Raw genomic sequence first — 19695 nt, 5'->3', positions numbered from 1 at the left:
CGCGGTGCGATGCTGGACGGATGAGCATGCACGCCGACGAACTCGTGATCGCGATGCTGACCGCCGAGGAGACCTCCGAGCGGTACGACCTGTTGAAGTCCGCCCTCGAGGAGCACGACGACCGGGGCGTGCAGTACCTGTCGGGCGTCGTCGGGCGGCTGCTCGCCTACATCGACGGGCTGCGGGAGCCCGAGGAGAACCGCGTCGCGCTGGAGCAGTACACGCGACGGGTCGCCCTGCAGTGGGCGCAGGAGGACGAGGGCTAGGAGCCGGTCGCGCGGATCCCCCAGCTCAGCGTCCACTCCTCCCCGGGCTCCAGGCGGCGGACGCCGACGCCGGAGTTGAAGGCGTCGGCGGGGGCCGTCATCGGCTCGATGGCGACCGCCTGGCGCCCGTGGGTCGGGAACTCGCGCGGCGTGTAGACCTGGAGGAACCGGAAGGACGCGTCCGCCCAGAGCTCGACGCCCCGTCCGTCGGGCGCGGTGAGGCCGTGGCGGCTCGTGCCGTCGACCAGGTGCACGTCGCCGTAGCCGGTGTTGAGGTCGAGGCCGCCCACGACGCGGCCCTCGCGGAGGTCCTCGTCGGCCCCCTCGACGGGGTGGTCGGCGACGGGGATGAGCGCGTCGTCGACCTCCGACCACGTGTCGGCCCGCACGGTCAGCGTCAGCTCCGCGGACGGGATCCCGCCGAGCGCGAGGTACGGGTGCGCGCCGACCGCGACGGGCGCGGGTGCCGCCGAGTCGTTGCGGATGCGGTGGGTGACCACGAGGCCGTCGTCGGCGAGGCGGTACGTGACGGACGTGTCGAGGAGGAACGGGTACCCGTGCTGCGGGAACACGGTCGCGGAGAGGGTGACGCGGTCGTCCTGCCGGTCGGACGCCGTGTACCCGGTGTTCCGGAGGAGGCCGTGGGACGCGTTGCCGAGCGACGGCTCGGACACGTCGAGGGCCTGCGCCTTCCCGTCGAGGTCGTAGCGGGCCCCGCGGATGCGGTTCGGCCACGGCACGAGCACCATGCCGGCGCCCATGGGCGCGACGACGTCCTCCCCGTACGGCTCGACGAGGTCGACGCCGTCGAGGGTCAGGCCGCGGAGGGCCGCCGCCAGCTGCACGACGCTGGCGCGGAGCTCGCCGGACGGGCCGGCGTGGACGAGGTGGTGCTGCTCTCCGGTGACGGGTCTCATGGGATCCACGTTACGACCGTCCGGCCCCGGGCGCCGCGCCGGCCTCGACCACGCGCAGGCCCGCGTCGCGCAGCCGGCGGACCTCGCCCCGATCGGCGCCCCCGTCGGTGAGCAGCGTGTCGACGAGGTCGAGCGGCGCGACGGATCCGAGGTGGGTGCGCCCGAGCTTGGCCCCGTCCGCCACGACGACCGTGCGGCCGCTCGCGGCGACCATCCGCCGCTTCACCTCCGCCTCCGGCAGGTTCACGTTCGTCACGCCGCGGTCGACGTCGACCCCGTTGCAGCCGATGAACGCGATCTCCGGGTGCAGCCGGTCGAGCACGACGGTGGCGAGCGGGTCCACCAGGCTGTGCTGCAGCGACCGGAGCGTGCCGCCCGTCACGATGACGGTGAAGCGCGGCATCGCCCGCTCGAGCTCCAGCGCGAGGGTGAGCCCGTTCGTGATGACGGTGACGTCGACGAGGTCCTCGCGGGCGACGAGCGCCCGCGCCACCTGGAGCGTCGTGCTGCCCACGTCGAGCAGCACGCTCTGCCCGCTCTCGACGAGGTCGGCGGCGGCCCGGCCGATGGCCCGCTTGGCGTCCGCGGCGGACTCGAGCGACACCTCCAGGCTCTGCTCGCGCGCGGCGAGGCCCGACCGCAGCACCGCGCCCCCGTGCACGCGCTGCACGGCGGCGGAGTCGGCGAGCGCGTCGAGGTCGGCGCGGATCGTGACGGCGGAGACGCCGGCGTCGGCGGCGAGCTCCGCGACCGTCGCGAACCCGCGGTCGGCGAGCCGCTCGAGCAGGCGGGAGCGGCGGAGCGCCGCGGGGACGGAGGCGGTGTCGTCGGCCATGCGGCGAGCCTGATCCACCCGCTCGCGCTTGTCAAAGCGCAAATGCCGCTTTCGCGGACGCAGATCGGACGATCCGGAGCCCGTAGGATCGGGGGATCATGCATGCCGACCAGACCGTCACGACATCGCCGTCCGGGATCACGCAGCGCCGCACGCTGCTCTCCGACGGCCGCGAGCTCGTCTACTTCGACGACGCCGACACCGCGCTGCCGCCGGAGCGCGCCGCCGACGCCCGCCCTGCCGCTCCCCGCCCCCCGACCGCGACGATGCGGCAGGACGTCCTCACGGGCGAGTGGGTCTCCATCGCGGCCGCCCGGCAGAACCGCGCGCACCTGCCCCCGGCGGAGCTGGACCCGCTCGCCCCCGCGAGCCCGTCGAACCCGTCCGAGATCCCGAGCATGTACGACGTGGCGGTCTTCGAGAACAAGTCGCCGTCCTTCGGGCCCTCGCTCGCCGACGCGGAGGGCGTGGACGCCCCCGTCGACGACGCCGACCTCACCGCCATCGGCCTGGAGCGCACCCGCACCTCGGTCGGCCGCTGCGAGGTCGTCTGCTTCAGCCCCGAGCACACCGGCTCGTTCAGCGGCCTCGCGCCCTCGCGCGCCCGCACGGTCGTCGAGGCCTGGGCGGAGCGCACGCGCGCCCTCTCCGCCATGCCCGGCGTCCGCCAGGTGTTCCCGTTCGAGAACCGCGGCGAGGCCATCGGCGTCACGCTGCACCACCCGCACGGCCAGATCTACTCGTACCCCTACGTGACGCCGCGCACGCGCCGCCTCGTGGAGTCGATCGAGCGCTTCGGCCCGGGACTCTTCGCGCGGATCCTCGAGACCGAGCAGGCGTCCGACCGGGTCGTCCTCCGCGGCGAGCACTTCACGGCGTTCGTGCCGTTCGCCGCCCGCTGGCCCGTGGAGGTGCACATGCTCCCCCACCGCCACGTGCCCGACCTCGCGGAGACCACCGAGGCCGAGCGCGACGAGCTCGCGACGATGTACCTGCGGCTCCTGCAGGGCATCGACCGGCTCTACGACACCCCGACTCCGTACATCTCCGCCTGGCACCAGGCGCCGGTGGACGCGCACCGGGACGAGATCCGCCTGATGCTGCAGATCACCTCGCCGCGTCGCGCGGCCGACAAGCTCAAGTTCCTGGCCGGATCCGAGGCGGCCATGGGCGCCTGGATCGGCGACGTGCCGCCGGAGAAGGCGGCCGAGATGATCCGGAAGGCAGTGGAGGACGCATGACCGACATCCGAGACGACGTGCGCGAGGGATTCCGCCAGCGCTTCGACCGCGAGCCGCACGGCGTGTGGTCCTCGCCCGGGCGCGTGAACCTGATCGGCGAGCACACCGACTACAACGAGGGCTTCGTGTTCCCGTTCGCGATCGACCGCCGCACGGTCATCGCGCTGGCTCCGCGGGACGACGACCGCATCCGCCTGGCCAGCTCCTTCTCCGAGGAGGTCGTCGAGGCGCGCCTCGCCGACCTCACGGGCGACCGCATCGAGGGCTGGCAGGCCTACCCGCTGGGCGTGGCCTGGGCCCTCGGGCAGCGCGGCGCCGACCTCGCGGCCGTGCCCGGCTTCGACGTGTTCATCGACAGCGACGTGCCGGTCGGCGCGGGCCTGTCCTCCTCGGCCGCCCTCGAGGGGGCCGTCGCCCTCGCGCTCGACGACATCTGGCGCCTCGGCCTCGACCGGCAGACGCTCGCCGCCGTCGGCCAGCTCGCCGAGAACGAGATCGTGGGAGCCCCCACGGGGATCATGGACCAGTCCGCGAGCCTCCTCGGCGAGCCCGACGCGGGCGTCTTCCTCGACTGCCGCACGCTCGTCTCCGAGGTCATCCCGCTCGGGCTGGAGGCCGCCGGCCTTACCATCGCCGTGATCGACACCCACGTCGCCCACGCGCACGCCGACGGCGGGTACCGCGCCCGGCGCGAGTCGTGCGAGACCGGTGCCCGGCTCATGGGCGTCGACTCGCTCCGCGACCTGTCCGTGGACGACCTGGCCCGGGCCCGCGAGGTGCTCGACGACGAGACGTTCCGCCGCGTGCGGCACATCGTCACGGAGAACCAGCGGGTGCTCGACACCGTGCGCGCGCTCCGCGAGGAGGGCCCGCGCGCCATCGGCGAGCTGCTCGACGCGAGCCACCGCTCCATGCGGGACGACTTCGAGATCAGCGTCCCGGAGCTCGACCTCGCGGTCGAGGTGGCGCAGAACGAGGGCGCGGTCGGCGCGCGCATGACGGGCGGCGGCTTCGGCGGCTCGGCCATCGCGCTGATCGACGTCGACTCGCTCTCCCGCCTGCAGGTCGCCATCGACGGTGCCTTCGCGGAGCACGGCTACACGGGCCCCACCGTGTTCACGGTGACGCCCTCCGAGGGGACGAAGGCGGAGCGGTAGGCCCCCGCGTCGGACCGCCCTAGGCTCGGCGGCATGCGACCACCCGCGGGCCTCACCGAGGTCGTCGACGCCCGGGACGACGCCGTCCGCGACATCGGGCACGCGCTCCCGGCGTGGTTCCCGGCGTCCACGCACCCGGGCGGATTCGCGTGGGAGGCCGCCACCGGGCAGCTGCCCGCGCGGATCGCCGTGGTGCGCGACGCCGCGGGAGGGATGGTCGGCTGGGCCGGCTGCTCCCCCGACGACGCGCGCGTCGAGTGCGCCCCCGGTGACGACGCCACCACCGCCGAGCTCGCCGCCTGGGTCCTCGACGCGGCAGGCGGCGGACCCGTCAGCGTCGCCGTGCACCGCGGCCAGGACCGCCTGCGCGGGATCCTTGCCGACCGCGGTTTCGTCGACGAGGAGGTCCCGCTCGCCGGGCTCCGCCACCCCGCCCGGGACACCGGCGCGCGGCCGCCCGCGGGCTACGCGATCCGCCCGGTCGCCCCCGGGGAGGAGCGGCGGCGCGTCGACGCGCACCGCCGCGCCTGGCGACCCGTCGACCTGCCCTTCACGGACGGGTCCGGCGACGGGATCGACCCGGCCGCCGAGAGCCGCTTCGACGACCGGGCGTACGCGGCTGTCCGGGCCTCGGCCCCCTACCGCCCCGACCTCGACCTCGTGGTCGAGGCGCCCGACGGCTCGCTGGCCGGCACGTGCACGGCCTGGCTCGACCCGGCGAGCGGATGGGCGGAGCTCGAGCCGCTCGGCATCGTGCCCGCGCACCGCCGCCGGGGGCTCGCGCAGATCCTCGCGCTCGACGTCTGCCGCCGCGTCGGCGAGCTCGGCGGCCGGGACGTCCTCATCAACAGCTCCCCGCTCCCCTACTACCGGGCGCCCTGGGACGCGTACGTCGCCGCGGGATTCGCGCCCATGGACCGCGGCACGCGCATGCGCCCGGCGCCTACCCTGGCCGCATGACCGTCGATCCCCAGGCCACCGTCCGCGCGCTCCCCGGCTCGCCCGCGCCCGACGTCGCCGCCGCCGCCCTCGTGGCCGCGGGCGCCCGCATCGTGGGGCGGGTGTCGCTCGCCTCCGGATCCAGCGTGTGGTTCAACGCCGTGCTCCGCGCGGAGGCCGCCGACATCGCGATCGGCGCGGGCTCCAACCTGCAGGACAACGTGAGCTGCCACGTCGACGCGGGCTTCCCGCTCACGGTCGGGACCGGCGTGAGCGTGGGCCACGGCGCGGTGCTGCACGGCTGCACGATCGAGGACGACTGCATCGTGGGCATGTCCGCGACCGTCATGAACGGCGCCGTGGTCGGCCGGGAGTCGCTGCTCGCGGGCGGCACGGTCGTGCTCGAGGGGCAGGTCGTCCCGCCCCGCTCGCTCGTCGCGGGCGTGCCCGGCCGGGTGCGGCGCGAGCTCACGGACGACGAGGTCGCGGGGCTCCGCGCGAATGCGGCGCACTACGCGGAGAACGCGCGGCTGCACGCAGGGACGGTCCCGACGCCGGCGGCGCTCCTCGGCGCCGGGTCGACATCCCCATCCGCATCCGGATCCGGATTCGGATCCGCCTCCGCCCCGTACCCCGGACGCGAGGAGGGGACGGCCTGACCGGCCGTCCCCTCCCGCACCGCCGCCGCGCGGTCGAGTCCAGCGCTGTCGCGGCGAGCGCCGTCAGCCGCGCAGCTCGGCGGCCAGGCGCGCGTCGCGCTCGGCGGCCAGCACCACGTTGACGAGCAGCATCGCCCGGGTCATCGGGCCCACCCCGCGCGGGTTCGGCGACAGGTGGCCGGCCACCTCCTCGACGGCGGGATCGACGTCGCCCGTGAGGCGCGCCTTGCCCGTCTCGGGATCCACGACGCGCGTGATGCCGACGTCGAGCACCGCGGCGCCGGGCTTGACCCAGTCCGGCTGGATGAGGCCCGCGACCCCCACGGCCGCGACCACGATGTCCGCCCGGCGGACCTCCTGCTCGAGGTCACGGGTGCGCGAGTGCGTGAGCGTGACGGTGGCGTCGAGCCCCTTCCGCGTGAGCAGCAGGCCGAGCGGACGCCCGACCGTGAGGCCGCGGCCGACGACGACCACGTGCTGGCCGGCGATCGGCACGTCGTAGCGCTCGAGCATCTCGACGATGCCGGCCGGCGTGCACGGCAGCGGCGAGGTGAGCTCGCCCTGCACGCCGAGCACGAGCCGCCCGAGGTTCGTCGGGTGCAGCCCGTCGGCGTCCTTCGACGGGTCGATGAGCTCGAGCATCGCGTTCTCGTCGATCCCGGCGGGGAGCGGCAGCTGCACGATGTAGCCCGTGACGGCCGGGTCGGAGTTGAGGCGCTCGATGGCCTGGCGCACGTCGGCCTCGGTGGCGTCGGCCGGGAGGTCGACGCGGATGGACTCGATGCCCACCTCGGCGCAGTCGCGGTGCTTGCCGGCGACGTAGGAGCGGGATCCCGGGTCGTCGCCCACGAGGAGCGTGCCGAGCCCGGGGACGAGGCCCTGCTCGCGGAGCGCGCGGATGCGCACGGCGAGCTCGGACTTGACGGCCGACGCGGTGGCGACGCCGTCGAGCTTCACTGCGGTCATCGTCCGGCGCCCTACTGCTCGAGGCCCTCGTAGAGCGGGAATCCGTCGGTGAGCGTCAGCACGCGCGCGCGGAGGGCGGCGAGGTCGCTCCCGGGCTTCAGGGTCTCGGCGATGATGTCCGCCACCTCGGTGAACTCGGTCTCGCCGAAGCCGCGGGTCGCGAGCGCGGACGTCCCGATGCGGACGCCCGAGGTGACCATGGGCGGGCGCGGGTCGAACGGCACCGAGTTGCGGTTGACCGTGATGCCCACCTCGTGCAGCGCGTCCTCGGCCTGCTTGCCGTCGATGGGCGAGTCCCGCAGGTCGGCGAGGACGAGGTGCACGTCGGTGCCGCCCGTGAGCACGGAGACGCCGGCCTCGGTGGAGTCGGCGGCGACGAGGCGCTCGGCGAGGATCTGCGCGCCCTGGATGGTGCGGCGCTGGCGGTCGGCGAACTCCTCGGTGGCGGCGATCTTGAACGCGGTGGCCTTGGCCGCGATGACGTGCATGAGCGGCCCGCCCTGCTGGCCCGGGAACACGGCCGAGTTGAGCTTCTTGGCGAGCGCGGTGTCGCGGCTGAGGATCACGCCGGACCGGGGGCCGGCGAGCGTCTTGTGCACGGTGGAGGAGACGACGTCCGCGTAGGGGACGGGAGAGGGGTGCACGCCTGCGGCGACGAGCCCGGCGAAGTGCGCCATGTCGACCCAGAGCTTCGCGCCGACCTCGTCGGCGATCGCGCGGAACGCGGCGAAGTCGAGGTGGCGGGGGTAGGCCGACCACCCGGCGATGATGACCTGCGGGCGGTGCTCGAGCGCCTTCTCGCGCACGACGTCCATGTCGATGAGGAAGGTGTCGGGATCCACGCCGTAGGCCGCGGCGTCGTAGAGCTTGCCGGAGAAGTTGAGCTTCATGCCGTGCGTGAGGTGGCCGCCGTGCGCGAGCTCGAGGCCGAGGATCGTGTCGCCCGGCTGCGCGATGGCGGCGAGGACGGCGGCGTTGGCGGTCGCGCCGGAGTGCGGCTGGACGTTCGCGAACTCGGCGCCGAAGAGGCTCTTGGCGCGGTCGATGGCGAGCTGCTCGGCGACGTCCACGAACTCGCAGCCGCCGTAGTAGCGGCGGCCCGGGTAGCCCTCCGCGTACTTGTTCGTCAGGACGGACCCCTGCGACTGCAGCACCGCGCGCGGCACGAAGTTCTCGCTGGCGATCATCTCGAGGGTGCCGCGCTGGCGGCCGAGCTCCTGCTCGAGGACGGCCGCGATCTCCGGGTCGACCTCGGAGAGGGGGGCGTTGAAGGACTGGTCGACGGGCATGGGACTCCTTGTGCACGGTGGACGAGCGGATGCGTCGTGGCCCAGGCGTACGGCCACCAACCGTGTGAGTCGCTCCCCGATGGTGACCCATCCGAACGCCAGTCGCGACGTCGTCGAGCCTACCCGGGTGGGGGCGCGGACGCGAGGCGGGGACGGTCGACGCACGGGCCTCGACGCTCCCCCGCGGTCGCCGTGGCCGTGCCCCTCCGCCGCCGGCGCGACGGTCGTCTGGCCGGTCAGCGAGGAATCCCGATGGGCACGAACGATCCAGCCGGTCACGGGGACCGCCCGCCCGTAGGATCAGGGGGTCGGGCGACGGTGCCCGCCGTATGCGGAGGAAGGACCGAGCATGGGGAGCGCAGCGCTCACGACCGATCCCGCGGCAGGCGGACACGACCACGACCCGGCGCGCCCGGACGCCGCCCTCCCGGCCGAGGACCGCGCCCCCGTCGCGCCGGAGGCCGCGCCCCCCGTCGACCGCGACGCCCTCGCCGCCGACCTCCGCCCGCTCGTGGGCGACGCCGCCGACGCCCTCGCCGACGCGCTGGCCGACGACCTCGGCGGCGTGCGCGCCGTCCGTCCCCCCGCGCCCCGCGATCCGGCTCTCGACCTCGACCGCCGCACCGGCGGCGTCTGCTACGTCGACCGGTACGCCGACGACCTGCCGGGCCTCGCCGCCCGCATCCCCGCCCTCCGCGACCTCGGCCTCACCCACCTCCAGGTGACGCCCGTCGCCGAGCGCGCCGAGGACCTCGCGGACGACGACGCCGCGCGGCTGGCCCCCGGGATCCGCGTGCGCGCCGGCCTCGGTTCCGCCGCCGACCTGTCCGACCTCGCCGAGGCCCTGCACGACGCCGGCCTCACCCTGGCCGTCGACCTCTCCCCCGCCGACGCGGGCGCGGACCTCCCCGAGCGGATCCGCGGCGCCGTGCGCGAGGCCGCCGCCCTCGCCGCCGTGGGAGCCGACGTCGTCCGGGTCGACCCCGCCGACGTTCTCGGCGACCGCCCCGACGCCGACCGCGCCGCCCTGCTGCACCTGGTCGCCCGCCTCGCCCGCCGCACGGCCCCCGCCCTCGCGCTGGCCGCCGCCGCGGACGCCGACCCGCGCGCGGGCGCCCCGCTCCTCGACGGGGACGCCGTGCGCCTCGCCGACGACCCGGCCCTGACCGCGCTCGTCTGGGAGGCGCTCGCCACCCGCTCCGCGTCCCTGCTCTCCCGCGCCCTTGGGCGCCGGGCCGACGCCCCCGCCGGATCCGCGTGGATCACGCGCGTCCGCAGCCACGACGCCCTCCGCTGGTCCTTCGACGACGAGGACGCGCGCGCCCTCGGCATCGGCCCCGAGGAGCACCGCCGCTTCCTCGCCGAGTACCACGTGGGCCGCTTCCCCGGCAGCCACGCACGCGGCGTCGAGCACCCCGGCGGCGCGGTCGCCGGCACCACGGCGTCCCTCGCGGGCCTGGAGCAGGACGACCCGGGCGCCGTGGAGCGCATCCTCCTCGCCCACTCCATCGCCCTCAGCACCGGCGGGCTGCCGCTCCTCGTGCTCGGCGACGAGGTCGGGCAGCTGAACGACTACGGCTACGACGACGTGCCCGCGCACGCCGACGACAGCAGGTGGGTCAACCGCCCGCTCTACCCGTTCGAGCGCTACGACCAGCGCGACGACCGCACCACCAGCACGGGCGTCATCCACGCCGGGATCCGGCGCCTGGTCGCCGTCCGGCGGGCGACCCCCGCGCTCGGCGGCACGCGGGTCGTCGGCTTCGACGCGAACGACCCGCACGTCCTCGGCTACCAGCGTCCGCACGAGGACGGCACCGTCCTCGTGCTCGCCAACCTGGGCGACGAGGCCGCGACGGTCTCCGCCGAGACGCTCGGCGGCTTCGCCGAGGAGGCCGTCGACCTGGTGCGCGACGAGCGGCTCCGCCTGACGAAGGGCATCGTGCTGAGTCCGCGGACGTTCGTCTGGCTCCAGGCCACTCCCCACCTGCCGTGACACACTCGCATCCACAGGCGGGTCGGCACGGAGGAACGGCATGAGCGACGAGGGACGCGGCGGGGATCAGCCGCGAGAGGGCTCGGGTGCGCGCGGCGCGTCCGGGTTCGCATGGCCCATGTGGGTCAACATCGGCTGGATCGCGCTCGGCGCGTGGCACATGCTCGCGCCCGTGAACGACGCGTCGGGCTGGCTCGGCGCGTTCCAGATCGGGGTGGGCGCCTTCGGCATCCTCGCCTCGCGCCGCCGGGCCCGTCGGCTCGCCGAGGCGGAGGCCGACGCGCTGCCGCTCGAGGAGGCCACGCGCGTGCCCGCGGACGTCGACGAGGAGCGGGCGCGCATCGCCGAGGCCGCCGCCGCGCACGCCGAGATGGACGCGCGGCTCCGCGCCCTCGCCATGCAGCTGGAGCAGCCCGGCACGCCGGGCGCCGATCCCGACCTCCCCGAGCCCCCGCACCAGCCGGGCGGGCGCGCCCGCGGCCGCCGGGGCCGGGCGCGCGACGCCGGCCTCGCCGACGACGGCCTGCCGCCCGTCGCCCGCTGGTAGCCCGCGAGCTCAGCTGGCGCGCGTCACCCCGCGCGACATGATCGCCGAGGTCAGCGCCTCGATCGACGCGCGTGGCCCCGCCGGGTGGTCCATCAGCACGTAGTCGACCTCGTCGAGCTCCGGGAGGCCGAGCCGCGAGGTGACCTTCACGAGGTCCGTCGGGATGAGCGCCTGCGGCAGCACCGCCACCCCCATGCCCGCGCGCACGGCCGCGAGGACGCCGTTCACGTCGCGCGTGCTGCAGGTGATCCGCCAGGTGCGGCCGGCCCGCTCGAGGGCGTCCATCGCCATCTGCCGGCTGATGCTCGGCGCCCGGTACGCGATGAGCGGGACCGTGGCGCCCGGCTCCACCAGGGTGCGGTCGAGGCCGACCCACACCATGCGGTCGCGGCCGACGAGCCGCGCGGACGGGTGCTCGTCGACCGTGGTCTTCGTGAGGATCAGGTCGAGCTGCCCCGCCAGGAGCCGCCGGTGCAGCGGCCCGCTCTGCGTGACCGTGAGCTCCAGCTCGATCTGCGGGTGCAGCTGCCGGAAGTGCCGGAGGATGCGCGGCAGCTGCGTGATGGCCAGGTCGTCCGCGGTGCCGAAGCGCAGGCGGCCGCTCACCTCGGATCCGCCGAAGTAGCTCTCGGCCGCCTGGTGGGCCGCGAGGATGGTGCGCGCGAACCCGGCCATGGCGTCTCCCGCGTCGGTGAGGCTCATCCGTCGGGTGTCCCGGGCGATGAGGGTGCGGTCGACGGCGCGCTCGAGCCGCCGCACCTGCTGGCTCACGGTCGGCTGGCTGACGCCGAGCCGGCCGGCCGCCTGCGTGAAGCTGCGGGTGTCGGCCACGGCGAGGAACGTGGCGAGCAGGGTCGGATCCAGCACTCGGGCTCCCATTCGATCTGGTGATGACACTCATCATGTCGAGACGGGATCCGAATGGGAAGGCCGCGGGTAGCGTCGACGTCGGCCCCACGAGGGCCGACCCATACGGAACCGATCCGCCCATACGCAACGCACACCGCAGGATGAAGTGACCCCGCCGCCGAACGCCTTCCCCCCGACCGCCCCGCTCCCGATCCAGACCCAGCGCCCGCCGTGGCGCCACACCCTCATCGCCCTGAGCGTGCCGAACTTCCGCCGCTTCACGGCCTCGAACGTCATCGCCATGACCTCGGGGTGGATGCAGCGCATCGCCCAGGACTGGCTCGTCCTCGAGCTCACCGGCAGCGTCACCGCGGTCGGCATCACGGTCGCCATGCAGTTCGCGCCGATGCTGTTCTTCGGGCTGCTCGGCGGCGTCATCGTCGACCGCTGCTCGAAGCGCATGCTGATGATGATCACGCAGGGCACCTACGCCGTGCTGAGCGCGCTCCTCGCCGTCCTCACGCTCACGGGCCGGGTCGAGGCGTGGCACATCTTCGCCATCGCCTTCGCGACGGGCCTCGTGACGGTGATCGACAACCCCGCGCGCCAGGTGTTCGTCACCGAGATCGTCGGGCAGCAGCACCTCCGCAACGCGATCAGCGTCAACTCCTCCGTGTTCCAGCTCGGCGGCATGGTGGGCCCGGCGCTGAGCGGGATCCTGCTGCTCGCCGTCGGCGCCGGCTGGTCGTTCGCGATCAACGCGCTCGCGTGCGTCGTCGTGGTGCTCACCCTGTGGAGCCTCGACGCGCGGCAGCTCATCCGCATCCCGCCCGCGCCGCGGCGCCGCGGCCAGCTCGCGGAGGGCCTCCGGTACGCCCGGTCGAAGCCGACCATCCTGTGGCCCGTCGTCCTCGTGGCGGTCTTCAGCGTCTTCGGGCTGACGATGCCCGTGCTGCTGGCGGCGTTCGCGAGCGACGTCTACGACGTGGGCGCGGGCGGCTACGGCTTCTTCAACTCCATGGTCGCCGTCGGCGCGCTCACGGGCGCGCTGCTCTCGACCCGGCGGGCGAGCGTCCGGCTGCGCACGATCGTGGTCGGCGTGGGGATCACCGGCCTCCTGCAGGCGGCGGCGGGCCTCATGCCCGGCATCGCGCCGTTCGCCGTCGTGCTCGTCACGGTCGGCATGTCGGCGCTGCTGTTCCAGACCGCGGCGAACTCGCTCGTGCAGCTCTCGAGCAACATCGCCATCCGCGGGCGGGTCATGAGCGTCTACGTGCTCGTGCTCCTCGGCGGCCAGGCCGTGGGCGGACCGCTCATGGGCGGGATCGTCGAGGCGTTCGGCGTGCACGTCGGCATGGTCGTCTCGGGCGGCGTGCCCGCCCTGGCCGCCGCCGTCGTGGCCGGGATCCTCGCCCGCCGCGGCCAGCTGACCCTGGAGGTCGTGGTGCGCCGGCACGTCCCGCGGGTGCGGATCACCCCGCGCGCGGCGGGTGCCGGTCGCCCCCGCGTCGCCGGAGCGGACGAGGGGGCGGCCGGCGGCCGGCTCAGCCGCGCACGTCGATCGCGCGGTGGCGCTGCTGCACGCCGGCCGGGCCGTACGGGTAGTCGGACACCACGGGCGCGCTCACCGCGCTGAGCGACGCGATGTCCTCCGCGGTCAGGTCGAGGTCGGCGCTCGCCATGTTGTCCTCCAGCTGCTCCACGGTGCGGGCGCCGAGGATCACGCTGGTCACCGCCGGCTGCGCCTCGAGCCACGCGAGCGAGACGCGCGCGGAGCTCGACCCGTGGGCGTCGGCGATGCGGCGCACCTCGTCGAGGATCGCCCACGTGCGCTCCTGGCCGTTCCGCGGCGTGAACGCCTCCATGCCGCGCTCCGGGTCCTCGCCGAGCCGCGTCGCGCCCGTCGGCGCCTCGTCGCGGCGGTACTTGCCGGTCAGCCAGCCGCCCGCGAGCGGCGACCACGGCAGGAGCCCGATGCCGGCGTCGAGCGACGCGGGCACGATCTCCGACTCGATCTCGCGGACGAGCAGGCTGTACTGCGGCTGGAGGGTGACGGGCGGCGTGAACCCGAGCGCCTTCGCGAGCTCCACGGCCTTCGTGAGCTGCCACCCGAGGTAGTTCGAGAAGCCGTAGTACGAGATCTTGCCGGCGCGCACGGCGTCGTCGAGGAAGCGCAGGGTCTCCTCGAGCGGGGTCACCGCGTCCCACGCGTGCATCTGGTACAGGTCGATCGTGTCGACGCCGAGACGGCGGAGCGAGTCGTCGAGCGCGCGCACGAGGTGGCGGCGCGAGGTGCCGACGTCGTTGTTCCCCTCCCCCATCGGGAAGCGGCCCTTGGTGGCGACGACCATCTGGTCCGCCTCCGTCGGGTGCGCCGCGAGCCACCGGCCGACGATCTCCTCGGAGACGCCGGCGCTGTACACGTCCGCGGTGTCGATGAACGTGCCGCCGCCCGCGACGTAGGCCTCGAGGATGCGGCCCGAGGTCTCCTCGTCGGCCTCCGCGCCGAAGGTCATGGTGCCGAGCGCGTAGGTCGACACGATCGCGCCGCTGTTGCCGAGAGTGCGGTACTGCATGTGGTTCCTCCATCGGATGCGCCGCGGGCGTCCCTGCCCGCGGTCACCCTCCAGCATGCACCGCCCCGGCATCGCGGGTCGGCCGAGGGCCGTCCGCGGACGCTCGGTACCATGGCGGCATGTCCGTCGACGAGCTCACCAGCGCCGCCCAGGACTACCTGAAGCTCATCTGGACCGCGACCGAGTGGTCCGACGAGCCCGTCACCGTCACCCGGCTGGCGGAGCGGCTCGGCGTCCGGCCGGCCACCGCGTCCGACGGGCTCCGCCGCCTCGCCGCGCGCGGCCTCGTGGAGCACCGCCCCTACGGGAGCATCGAGCTCACCGACGACGGGCGGCGGCACGCGATCCAGATGGTGCGGCGCCACCGGCTGCTCGAGACGTTCCTCGTGGAGGTGCTCGACTACGGCTGGGACGAGGTGCACGACGAGGCCGAGGTGCTCGAGCACGCGGTCTCCGACGACTTCGTGGCGCGCATCGACGCGCACCTGGGGCACCCGTCCCGCGACCCGCACGGCGACCCCATCCCGTCCGCCGACGGCGAGCCGCACCTGCCCGACGCGACGCGCCTCGCGGAGGCGCACGCCGACCGCCCGCTGCGCGTGCGCCGCATCTCCGACGAGGACCCGCGGCTGCTGCGCGAGCTCGCGGAGCACGGCATCGGGCTCGACGCGACGCTCGTCCGCACCGCCGCGCTCGACGCCGACCCGGGGGCCGTGGTCGTGACGGTCGACGGGTCCGCCGGGCGCCCGCTCACGCCCGCCGCGGCGTCCGCGGTCTGGGTCTCCGACGCCGGCTGACCCCGTGCGCGGTCGGCCGCCGCCCCTCACCCGCCGAAGGTGAGGGCCACCAGCGCCACGTTCAGCACCACCACGAGCGAGACCGCGACCCAGGCGGCGATGCGCGTCAGCGGCCGGTCGACGTGCTCACCCATCACGCGGCGGTCGCCTGTGAGGCGGATGAGCGGGATGAGCGCGAACGGGATCCCGAGGCTCAGCACCACCTGGCTGATGACGAGCGCCGTGGTCGGGTCGACGCCCACCGCGAGGATCGCGAGCGCGGGGATGAGCGTCACCACGCGGCGCGCGAGCAGCGGCACCTTCACGTGCAGCAGCCCGCCCATGATCGCGGCGCCGGCGTACGCGCCGACCGACGTCGACGCGAGCCCGGACGCCAGCAGGCCGACCGCGAACACGACGCCCACGACGGGACCGAGCGACGCGGTGATGGCCGCGTGCGCGCCCTCGATGGAGTCGGTGCCGGGGACGCCCCCGAGGCTCGCTGCCGCGATGAGGAGCATGGAGATGTTGACGGCGCCGGCCACGGCGAGCGCGGCGATCACGTCCCAGCGCGTCGCCGCCAGGAGCCGTCGCAGCACGCCCGGGTCCCGCTGCACGCCGTGCCGGTCGCGGCTGAGGGAGGAGTGCAGGTAGACCGCGTGCGGCATGACGGTCGCGCCGAGCATGCTCGCGGCGAGCAGCACGCTGTCCGGACCGTCGAAGCGGGGCACGAGGCCGCCCGCGATGCCCGACGCGGAGAGCGGGCTCACGACGAGGCCCGTGAGGAAGCCGACGGTGATGACGAGGAGCAGGGCGCCGATCACGAGCTCGAACGGCCGCTGCCCGTGCCGCGACTGCACCGCGAGCAGGCCGATGGACACGAGGCCGACGATCACGCCGCCGGCCAGCAGCGGGATGCCGAACAGCAGGTGCAGGGCGATCGCGCCGCCGATGACCTCGGCGAGGTCGGTCGCCGCGGCGATGAGCTCGGCCTGCACCCAGAACGCGCGGCGCCGCGTGGTCGGCAGGCGCTGCCCGAGGAGCTCGGGGAGGCTGCGGCCGGTGACGAGCCCCAGCTTCGCGGACTGGTACTGGACGAGCACCGCGATGAGGTTCGCCGCCACGAGCACCCACACCAGCAGGTAGCCGTACCGGGCGCCCGCGGTGAGGTTGGCGGCGACGTTGCCGGGGTCGACGTAGGCGATGGCCGCGACGAAGGCAGGGCCCAGCAGGAGCACCAGGCGCGGGCCGGTGACGGGCCGGCCCGCGCGCCGGCGGGTGGGAGCGGTGCGGGTCATGACGGCCTCTCCGATGAAGTGTTAGCCGAGGCTAACATCCGTCGGCGGCCGGGGACAGGGGCGGATCCGGATCCCGTCGCTCAGCTCGCCGCGCGGCCCGGCGCGAGGAACGCGGAGTCGTCCGCCTCCTCGCCGCGGACGACGCGCACCCAGTGCGCGAGGAGCGCGGCGCCGGCGTGGTCGTGGATCAGGTCGCCGGCCGTGAGGACCGGGTAGGGGGTCGCGGGGATGCCGTCCGCCGGCCGCACGTCGACGTGCGCGACCTCGTGCCCGTTCTCGTGCAGCCAGTCCGCCATCGCGTAGTCGGTGCGCGAGTCGCCGACCGTGCGCCAGCGCAGCGGCAGCGGGCCGCTGTCGGCCAGGAGCTCCAGGGCGCGGGCGGCGCCGAGGTCCTTGCCGAGCCGGATCGACTCGACGTCGGTGGAGATGATGGTCGGGTCCACGCGCACCTGCACCCGGCCGTCCGCGTCGGGCGTCTCCCGGCCCTCGAGGACGGACCCGAGCCCGTGCGCGGTCAGCATCTCGACCGCGCGCGCGTCGAGGTCGGGCTGCACGGCGAGGTAGTCGGCGGAGGCGACGCTCGTCAGCTGCTCGAGGGAGACCATCGCGAGCTTGGTGCGGTCGAAGAACATCCAGTCCGCGAAGCGCTCCGCGACGAGGCGCTCCATGTCGCGCATGAACGCCTCCGGCAGCGCGAGCGAGCCGTCGACGTGCACCTCGCCGGCGCCCTCGGGCGTGATCGAGAACCACGACGCGCCCTTCTCGCACACGGCGTGCACGCGCGCGCCGGCGGGGAGCCCCGCGTCGACGAGCGGGCCGACGACCTGCGCGCGGATGAAGGCGTCGGACCGGCCGGTGTTGAACACGATCGGCACGCCCGCGGCCGCGAGCTCCACCAGGTCGGCGGCGATGCTCGGGATGGCGAGCGTCCGGGTGATCGGGCTGGCGATGGGGCCGTCGACGTCGAGGAGGAGGCCGAGGGGCGCGGGGGTCGTGGTCACGGCTCCATCCTCCCGCAGGCGGGCGGGGCGGGCGGCGCCAGGCCGTCGGGCGGCGCTAGGCCGTCGGGCGGCGCTAGGCCGTCGGGCGGGAGGCGGCCGCGCGGACGCGGACGGCCCGACCCGCGGATCCGACGACGAGCACGACCGAGACCGCGAGAACCAGGAGGTACGCCCCCGGCAGCGACGCGATGCCCAGCCCGTCGAGCAGCGCCCCGCCCACGAGCGCGCCGCCGCCGATGCCCACGTTGAACGCCGTCGTGTAGAAGGAGCTGGCCGTGTCGCGGAACGCGGGATGCGCGGCGTGCAGCATCCGGGTCTGCAGCAGCGTCGGGATCGCGCCGAAGGCCAGGCCCCACAGGAGGAAGCCGGGGATCGCGAGCGCCCACATCCCCGGCACCAGCGCGAGGGAGGCGACGCCGATCCCCGCCGCCGCGAGCCCCAGCAGCACCCCCAGCTGCGGCCGCGTCGGGAACAGGGTGCCCGCGAGGAGCAGCCCCACCGCCCCCGCGATGCCGTAGCCGAAGAGCATGGCGCTCAGCTGCTGCTCGGGGATGCCCATGACGCGCGTGACGAACGGGTCGACGTACGTGTAGAAGCCGTACTGGCCGATCATGATCACCATCGCGGTGAGGCACACGAACAGCACCCCGCCGACGCCCTGCCCGGACATGCGCTCCCGGATCCCCAGCCGCCGGGCGGCGACGACGACGGGCGGGGCGTCGCGGGCGGGCCGGCCGACCGCGGGCAGGAAGCGCCACACGAGCACCATCCCGAGGAGCGTCAGGACGCCGATGCCCGCGAACGCCGCCCGCCAGCCGAACGCCTGCCCGGCCGCCGTGCCGAGGGGCACGCCCAGCACGAACGCGAGGCTCCCGCCGCCGACGGTGAGCGCGACCGCGCGGCCGATGAGCGCGGGCGGCACGAGGTGCGCCGAGTACGCCCCGACGATGGCCCAGAACAGGCCGTGGGCGAGCCCGCCGAGCACGCGGGTCGCGGTGACGAGCTCGAACGTGGGCGCGAGCGCCGTGAGGAGGTTGCTCGTCGCGAAGACCGCGAGCACCGCGAGGAGGAGCGCGTGCCGCGGGACCCGGCGGGTGAGGGCCGCGAGCGGCACGCTGGACACGACCACCGCGATCGCGAAGACCGAGACGAGGAGGCCGACGCGCGACTCCTCGACCCCGAGGTCGCCGCTCATCTCGCTGAGGAGGCCCGTCGGCAGCATCTCGCTCGTGACGCTGAGGAACACGCACGCCGCGAGCGTCAGGATGCCGACCCAGGGGAAGCGGAACGCCGGATCCGACGCGTCGTGCGCCGCCAGCGAGCGCCGCGCGCGGCCGGCGGCCCGGTCGGGATCGGGCAGGAAGATGGGGGAGGTGTTCGTCATGTGGACCCAGGGGACGTGACGGCGGGAGAGCTCCCGGGGCCGGCGGGATCCGCGCAGCCAGGCAATAGCCTAGACGGATGACCGACCAGGCCACCCGCGCCCGCGCGCCCCACCGCGTCCTCAGCTTCTCCTGCGACGACCGGCCGGGCATCGTGCACGCCATCGCGGGCGCCATCGTCGCGGCGGGCGGCGACATCACCGAGTCGCAGCAGTTCTCGAGCGCCGACACGGGCCGGTTCTTCATGCGCCTGCAGGTGCAGGCCGCGGACGACGACGACCGGCTGGCCGACGCCCTCTCCGCCGTGGTCGAGCGGTACGACGCCACGTGGCACCTCGACGAGGTGGGGCGGCCGCTGCGCACGCTCGTGCTGGGCTCCACGGCCGAGCACTGCGTGAACGACCTGCTGTTCCGGCAGCGCGCGGGGCAGCTGCCCGTCGAGATCCCGCTGGTGCTCAGCAACCACGGGCGCCTCGCCGACCTCGCGGGCTTCTACGGGGTCCCGTTCGAGCACGTCCCCGTGACGGACGAGGGGTCGAAGGCGGCGTTCGAGGCCCGCGTGATGCGCGCGGTCGAGGAGCACGACATCGAGCTGGTGGTGCTGGCCCGCTACATGCAGATCCTCTCCCCCGGGCTGTGCGCGGCGCTCAGCGGCCGGATCATCAACATCCACCACTCCTTCCTGCCCGGCTTCAAGGGGGCGAACCCCTACAAGCAGGCGCACGCGCGCGGCGTGAAGCTCATCGGCGCGACCGCCCACTTCGTCACGAGCGACCTCGACGAGGGCCCGATCGTGGAGCAGAACGTGGTGCGGGTCGACCACTCGCGGAGCGCGCGGGAGCTCATGGCCATCGGGCAGGACGAGGAGTCCCGCACCCTCACGCAGGCCGTCCGCTGGTTCGCGGAGCACCGGGTGCTGCTCGACGGCGCGCGCACCATCATCTTCCGCTGACGCCGACGCCGACGCCGACGCCCACGCCGACGCGGGCGACCGCCGCGGC

At 74.8% G+C, this 19695-nt stretch carries 19 protein-coding genes and 1 riboswitch; of the genes, 10 read left to right on the top strand and 9 right to left on the bottom strand.

The genetic code is table 11. From position 1 onward, the window contains the following. Positions 1-20: 20 nt before the first annotated feature. Positions 21-266: a hypothetical protein gene (locus AC07VC_RS09540; protein WP_317230315.1), complete on the top strand. Its 246-nt coding sequence runs from the start codon at positions 21-23 to the stop codon at positions 264-266. Here the strand turns inward: AC07VC_RS09540 and AC07VC_RS09535 are convergent. Together AC07VC_RS09535 and AC07VC_RS09530 are read right to left on the bottom strand one after the other, a co-directional pair. Further along, positions 263-1183, bottom strand: a complete 921-nt coding sequence (locus AC07VC_RS09535; RefSeq protein ID WP_494676505.1) for an aldose 1-epimerase family protein — start codon at positions 1181-1183, stop codon at positions 263-265. The two genes, AC07VC_RS09540 and AC07VC_RS09535, sit on opposite strands and share 4 nt — an antisense overlap. Before the next feature lie 10 nt (positions 1184-1193). Continuing rightward, the gene (locus tag AC07VC_RS09530; protein ID WP_494676506.1) at positions 1194-2018 is read right to left on the bottom strand and encodes a DeoR/GlpR family DNA-binding transcription regulator; all 825 of its coding nucleotides are present in this window, start codon (positions 2016-2018) and stop codon (positions 1194-1196) included. A gap of 98 nt (positions 2019-2116) precedes the next feature. Here AC07VC_RS09530 and galT point away from each other — a divergent pair, with 98 nt between their 5' ends. Genes galT through AC07VC_RS09510 form a run of 4 tightly spaced genes read left to right on the top strand, consistent with a single transcriptional unit; the run spans position 2117 to position 6014 of the window. Further along, positions 2117-3259 carry a galactose-1-phosphate uridylyltransferase gene (gene galT / locus AC07VC_RS09525; RefSeq protein ID WP_494676507.1) on the top strand — a complete coding sequence of 381 codons (1143 nt, stop codon included), beginning with the start codon at positions 2117-2119 and terminating at the stop codon, positions 3257-3259. After that, the gene (gene galK / locus AC07VC_RS09520; protein WP_494676508.1) at positions 3256-4416 is read left to right on the top strand and encodes a galactokinase; all 1161 of its coding nucleotides are present in this window, start codon (positions 3256-3258) and stop codon (positions 4414-4416) included. The genes galT and galK overlap by 4 nt, the downstream gene beginning before the upstream one ends. Before the next feature lie 33 nt (positions 4417-4449). Further along, positions 4450-5376 carry a GNAT family N-acetyltransferase gene (locus AC07VC_RS09515; RefSeq protein WP_494676509.1) on the top strand — a complete coding sequence of 309 codons (927 nt, stop codon included), beginning with the start codon at positions 4450-4452 and terminating at the stop codon, positions 5374-5376. Further along, positions 5373-6014, top strand: coding sequence for a gamma carbonic anhydrase family protein (locus tag AC07VC_RS09510; RefSeq protein ID WP_494676510.1), 642 nt, complete (start codon positions 5373-5375; stop codon positions 6012-6014). Before AC07VC_RS09515 ends, AC07VC_RS09510 begins: the two co-directional genes overlap by 4 nt. A 63-nt stretch (positions 6015-6077) precedes the next feature. Here the strand turns inward: AC07VC_RS09510 and AC07VC_RS09505 are convergent, their stop codons facing one another. Next, a complete protein-coding gene (locus tag AC07VC_RS09505; protein WP_317230322.1) occupies positions 6078-6980 on the bottom strand; it encodes a bifunctional methylenetetrahydrofolate dehydrogenase/methenyltetrahydrofolate cyclohydrolase in 903 nt (300 codons plus the stop codon). Between the two features lie 11 nt (positions 6981-6991). Continuing rightward, complete coding sequence (gene glyA, locus AC07VC_RS09500) at positions 6992-8269, bottom strand: serine hydroxymethyltransferase (RefSeq protein WP_104343436.1); 1278 nt, start codon at positions 8267-8269, stop codon at positions 6992-6994. 32 nt (positions 8270-8301) lie between these two features. Further along, positions 8302-8385, bottom strand: a riboswitch (ZMP/ZTP riboswitch). 233 nt (positions 8386-8618) lie between these two features. On the opposite strand from glyA, the gene AC07VC_RS09495 reads away from it, so the two are divergent. Both AC07VC_RS09495 and AC07VC_RS09490 read left to right on the top strand, forming a co-directional pair. Continuing rightward, complete coding sequence (locus AC07VC_RS09495; protein WP_494676511.1) at positions 8619-10265, top strand: alpha-amylase family glycosyl hydrolase; 1647 nt, start codon at positions 8619-8621, stop codon at positions 10263-10265. 40 nt (positions 10266-10305) lie between these two features. Continuing rightward, the gene (locus AC07VC_RS09490) at positions 10306-10812 is read left to right on the top strand and encodes a hypothetical protein (protein ID WP_494676512.1); all 507 of its coding nucleotides are present in this window, start codon (positions 10306-10308) and stop codon (positions 10810-10812) included. A 9-nt stretch (positions 10813-10821) separates the two neighbouring features. Here AC07VC_RS09490 and AC07VC_RS09485 read toward each other — a convergent pair whose 3' ends face one another. Further along, a complete protein-coding gene (locus AC07VC_RS09485) occupies positions 10822-11679 on the bottom strand; it encodes a LysR substrate-binding domain-containing protein (protein ID WP_494676513.1) in 858 nt (285 codons plus the stop codon). Positions 11680-11827: 148 nt separating this feature from the next. On the opposite strand from AC07VC_RS09485, the gene AC07VC_RS09480 reads away from it, so the two are divergent. Further along, positions 11828-13297: an MFS transporter gene (locus tag AC07VC_RS09480; protein ID WP_317230124.1), complete on the top strand. Its 1470-nt coding sequence runs from the start codon at positions 11828-11830 to the stop codon at positions 13295-13297. On the opposite strand, the gene AC07VC_RS09475 is transcribed toward AC07VC_RS09480, so the two are convergent. Continuing rightward, the gene (locus AC07VC_RS09475; RefSeq protein ID WP_494676514.1) at positions 13206-14237 is read right to left on the bottom strand and encodes an aldo/keto reductase; all 1032 of its coding nucleotides are present in this window, start codon (positions 14235-14237) and stop codon (positions 13206-13208) included. The genes AC07VC_RS09480 and AC07VC_RS09475 overlap by 92 nt on opposite strands. Before the next feature lie 119 nt (positions 14238-14356). Between AC07VC_RS09475 and AC07VC_RS09470 the strand changes: the two genes are divergently transcribed. Then, positions 14357-15034, top strand: coding sequence for a metal-dependent transcriptional regulator (locus tag AC07VC_RS09470; RefSeq protein WP_494676515.1), 678 nt, complete (start codon positions 14357-14359; stop codon positions 15032-15034). Positions 15035-15060: 26 nt separating this feature from the next. Here AC07VC_RS09470 and AC07VC_RS09465 read toward each other — a convergent pair whose 3' ends face one another. From AC07VC_RS09465 to AC07VC_RS09455, 3 genes are all read right to left on the bottom strand, one after another. After that, positions 15061-16311 carry an Nramp family divalent metal transporter gene (locus tag AC07VC_RS09465; protein ID WP_494676516.1) on the bottom strand — a complete coding sequence of 417 codons (1251 nt, stop codon included), beginning with the start codon at positions 16309-16311 and terminating at the stop codon, positions 15061-15063. Positions 16312-16391: 80 nt separating this feature from the next. Beyond that, entirely contained in the window at positions 16392-17312 is a 921-nt protein-coding gene (locus AC07VC_RS09460; RefSeq protein WP_317230128.1) for a hypothetical protein, read from the bottom strand. A gap of 73 nt (positions 17313-17385) precedes the next feature. After that, positions 17386-18696, bottom strand: a complete 1311-nt coding sequence (locus AC07VC_RS09455; protein ID WP_494676517.1) for an MFS transporter — start codon at positions 18694-18696, stop codon at positions 17386-17388. A gap of 77 nt (positions 18697-18773) precedes the next feature. Between AC07VC_RS09455 and purU the strand changes: the two genes are divergently transcribed. Further along, positions 18774-19646 carry a formyltetrahydrofolate deformylase gene (gene purU, locus AC07VC_RS09450; RefSeq protein ID WP_094116548.1) on the top strand — a complete coding sequence of 291 codons (873 nt, stop codon included), beginning with the start codon at positions 18774-18776 and terminating at the stop codon, positions 19644-19646. The last annotated feature ends 49 nt before the right edge of the window (positions 19647-19695 follow it).

It is taken from the genome of Clavibacter sp. GW821-FHT01D01 (assembly GCF_059422605.1).
Note: the sequence above shows the minus strand (reverse complement) of the source record. Positions and strands in the feature narration are given on the sequence as shown.